The 3,290-nt window shown below is 43.3% G+C and carries 4 protein-coding genes and 1 CRISPR repeat array; all 4 genes read right to left on the minus strand.

All coding sequences use genetic code 11. The annotated features are described in order from the left end of the window. The first annotated feature begins 35 nt into the window (after nucleotides 1-35). A CRISPR array of direct repeats spans nucleotides 36-366; the repeat unit is 37 nt; unit sequence GTTTCAGTCCCGTGGTCGGGATTTAGTGGTTGGAAAG. Nucleotides 367-577: 211 nt separating this feature from the next. The 4 genes from cas2 to cas6 are packed head-to-tail and all read right to left on the minus strand — an operon-like array spanning nucleotide 578 to nucleotide 3,272. Further along, the gene (gene cas2 / locus AACR41_RS00195; protein WP_030008328.1) at nucleotides 578-871 is read right to left on the minus strand and encodes a CRISPR-associated endonuclease Cas2; all 294 of its coding nucleotides are present in this window, start codon (nucleotides 869-871) and stop codon (nucleotides 578-580) included. Next, nucleotides 868-1,845 carry a type I-D CRISPR-associated endonuclease Cas1d gene (gene cas1d / locus AACR41_RS00200; protein ID WP_030008329.1) on the minus strand — a complete coding sequence of 326 codons (978 nt, stop codon included), beginning with the start codon at nucleotides 1,843-1,845 and terminating at the stop codon, nucleotides 868-870. Before cas1d ends, cas2 begins: the two co-directional genes overlap by 4 nt. 2 nt (nucleotides 1,846-1,847) lie before the next feature. Continuing rightward, nucleotides 1,848-2,426: a CRISPR-associated protein Cas4 gene (cas4, locus tag AACR41_RS00205; protein ID WP_030008330.1), complete on the minus strand. Its 579-nt coding sequence runs from the start codon at nucleotides 2,424-2,426 to the stop codon at nucleotides 1,848-1,850. 9 nt (nucleotides 2,427-2,435) lie between these two features. Beyond that, nucleotides 2,436-3,272, minus strand: coding sequence for a CRISPR-associated endoribonuclease Cas6 (cas6, locus tag AACR41_RS00210; protein ID WP_030008331.1), 837 nt, complete (start codon nucleotides 3,270-3,272; stop codon nucleotides 2,436-2,438). Nucleotides 3,273-3,290 lie beyond the last annotated feature (18 nt).

Genomic DNA, 3,290 nt, shown 5'->3' on the forward strand with positions numbered 1-3,290 from the left:
GCATTGAACGAAATCACACAGATTTTGGTAGGGCTGTTTCAGTCCCGTGGTCGGGATTTAGTGGTTGGAAAGTGGGAATACCTCTGTTGAGAGATATCTGGTCTTTAGTTTCAGTCCCGTGGTCGGGATTTAGTGGTTGGAAAGTTCTGATGGAGGAATTCAGCTTTCTCAAGCAAAACTGATGTTTCAGTCCCGTGGTCGGGATTTAGTGGTTGGAAAGGCTTCGGCCCCTTCTATCCACAGTTAAAGAGTCCATGTTTCAGTCCCGTGGTCGGGATTTAGTGGTTGGAAAGCAAGCAAATTTGTTAATGGGGGACGCATAATGATTAGTTTCAGTCCCGTGGTCGGGATTTAGTGGTTGGAAAGTCCGCGAGCCAGGACTCTTACGATACCTAGCTTTGCAAAGCTCATTTGGCAGATGTCGCTCCATGCATCCAATTTTACCCATGATCGCTCTATAAATTGTTGACCTTTAAGTATTGAAAAGTATTGAGTTTTCAAGGTTCTAGAGGTTTTGGCGAAGTCCCTAGGATTTTTGGTCACGCTATGGGTTTGCCAATTTGATTTTAGGTCAAATCTAAAGGATGATGCTACCCGGTTTTTCTGGCGTAGATGTACCGTAGGCGATCGCCTTTTTAACAGCCGTGGCATCGAGAATATAAATACAAACAGCATCTTCATCCGGTTTGATCAGTTTTTCTATCGCAGTTTGTAGCTTTGCAAATTGCTTCGTCGTCAGAAAACATTCAAAAACACTAAATTGCTTCCAAGTGCCATAACCCGATAATAAATCAAACAAACGCTTGCGGCGCTTATCCCCTGCCTTTGTAGAAGGTAAGTCGTAAATGATCAGGTAAAAAAGAGTGTTCATCGAATAATTAAAGGTTCGTAGGGAATCCCTTCTTGTAGATGCCTCGCAAGCAGTCTCGCTTGTAGCTCAATGGCCCGACGATAACTGCACTTGTAGTTAAAAATGGGATGTTTAAATTCCGAACAAAGTTTACGATCAAAGGCAGATAAAAAGACCTTACAAGCATCATCTTTAAGACGGTAAGCACCAAGACTTTCATTAAAATCTTTAGGCTTAATTTCTTTTTGTTTGAGGACAGTCAAAACAACGCTATCGGCGATGAGGGGGCGAAATTCTTCCATAAGGTCGAGAACGAGGGCTGGCTGACCACGGGTGGTTTCATGGAGAAAGCCGATGTAGGGATCGAGTCCGGCAATGTGGGCCGCAGCAGTGACTTGGGTGCGGAGTAAGCCATAACCGAAACTCAAGAGGGCATTGACGGGGTCGGTGGGGGGACGACGAAAACGTCCGGTGAATTCCCATTGGTCTCCTAAAATGTCCTGCCAGCAGGCGAAATATTCCCGTGCAGCTAAGCCTTCAACACCTCGTACTTCATCGAGGGAATGTTTTTGTAAAACGAGTTTTTCGCGTCCTTTGAGGGGATTTTCTTTTTGGCCGCGACGGTAGAGGAGATTATATTGGTTGTGGATTTTTCCTTTGGCGATTGCCTTAACGATATCGAGGCGTTGATTTGGATTTTCATGGGCGCGAAATTGAGCGAGACGCAGTTGACCATTGCGAGACTCACAAGGGAGAGCTGAGCCAACATATTTACCAAAGCGACTGAGATAATGCACAGGTAAACCAAGTTCTAGGGCATATCCAAAGGCTTCACCCGTCATACTGGGATAACCCAGAAGGACTATATCTTCCAAAGTTTGGGCAGGGATTGATTGTTTTTTCCATGTGCCATCTTCAGATTTCAGGGCAATCTTGAATGCTTCCTGTTGTTTGCTCAGAATGGCATCTGGTTGAGTTAAATATAGAGTTGACATGGTTAATGGGATTTAACGAGTTTTTTGATTTCTTTAGGGAGGCACAAACGCTTTAGGCTGCAATCAGTGCACTTTTTTTGATTGGTGATTGGCAGAGGCATGGGCTTATCTGAGGCAAGGTGAGCCGCCATAATTGCCTGTTCTGTTTGAGCGCGTAGAACTTGGGTAAACTCGACTTGCTGTCGCCGTCGATTGCCGTAATAGAAAATTTCACCGTAGGGAATTTCTTGTTTGGTACGTTCTTCTAGGCATAGGGCTGCGGCGCAAAGTTGGAAATGATCATTGAGGTGCTTCCCCATTTTCCCTTTCTTATATTCGAGGGGAATCAGTAAGCCATCCGTTTCTTCGACTGCATCGATAATGCCTTTCACTTTAAGGCGATCGCTCCAAACCCATTGTTGTCGGTGAATGCGGGTATCTCCTTCAATTAATGTCCCAGCTTGATCAATATTCCGATGAAGATGGTTTCCCCGAATAATATGGTCATTAATTTCCATTTCCCCAAGTACATATTCAAAGTAAAAACGTCTTGGGCAATATTCCCATGCATTTAGATAGGCAAGAGGTAGATAATCGTCCATTTTAAACCTTTAATATCTAGAAACTTGTCCCATACCCATCGGCGTTTTTCGTCCTATCCCTGCGTAGAAAGCAAAATCTGCTAATGTATTAATTTGCTTAATAATTTGGGCATTTACATCTCCTAAAATACTGAAACTCATTTCACCAACACAGCCAATAAATTTACTCCGTTTATCGCTGACAATTTCAGTTCTAATAGCAAAAAAACTAGGATAAATAGACTCAAAAATAGTCTCTGTAAATTCAAAAGGAATTTCACTATATTGATTCCATCGCTTAAGCAAACTCCGAAAAATTAAGTCTCGATCTGGTAGAGAAACATCGTATTGTGTTTTTCTGAATGCTGTAGGTGTACAGAATCTAAAATTTATTTTTCTTGCCTGTTGTGAAGTTTGGCTATCTGTGCCGTCAAGGGCTTGTTCATAGAGTCTGGTATAAGAAATAAAGTTTGCCCATGGCTGTTGTGACTGGGGATTGGAAAGAATACTGACAATATCAAGCTGGGCAGACCCTAGCTGCCAAGGTTCCGTGCGGTTTATATTTAGCCAGAGATGAGCTAGTTTTCCAAATAGGCTGTCATCCAATAAGGTAATGCGCCACCAACAGGGGGTCCCGGCGGCGATCGCCCGATGATAGCTCCATTGCATTAGCTTACGATTGAGCTTGATCTGTACTGGACTGAGAGTAAAGGCTTTCTCACTCTGTTGTTGGTGCAGTTGTGTCCCCAGGTCTTTATCAACGGAGCTAACCAGGTCAAGAAATAGAGCGTGAAGATTACGACCATTAAGATGGGTTTTTAGCAGTGGCGATCGCGGGACAAAGTTAATAACTAAACTGTAGGGCATTTTTCTAGAAAATTATAA

The sequence above is a fragment of the Picosynechococcus sp. NKBG042902 genome, assembly GCF_963864045.1.
In the GTDB taxonomy this organism is placed as follows: Bacteria; Cyanobacteriota; Cyanobacteriia; order Cyanobacteriales; family MRBY01; genus MRBY01.